Consider the following 232-nt stretch of genomic DNA (forward strand, 5'->3'; position numbering starts at 1 on the left):
GGCCTGAATGCCGGTTTCATGGGTCCGGAAGGCGTGGCCACCCCTTCTCTGTCTAACATCGCTGGCGATGCGTCTGAAGGCCTGTCCGTGACCCTGCCGAAACGTTATGACCAGCTGCCAGAGAACAAGGCGATTGTTGATGCGATTAAAGCCAACACCGCGACTAACCGCAAAGATCCAACCGGACCGTTCGTCTGGACCACCTACGCGGCGATTCAGTCGCTGGTGGCCG

General features: G+C 59.1%; 1 pseudogene. It reads left to right on the forward strand.

Annotation, left to right across the window (positions count from 1 at the left end):
• Window positions 1–232: pseudogene (locus KVT28_RS27110) on the forward strand (leucine ABC transporter subunit substrate-binding protein LivK); the annotation flags it as partial.

This window comes from Pantoea sp. GbtcB22 (assembly GCF_019091025.1).
Taxonomy (GTDB): Bacteria; Pseudomonadota; Gammaproteobacteria; order Enterobacterales; family Enterobacteriaceae; genus Pantoea; species Pantoea leporis.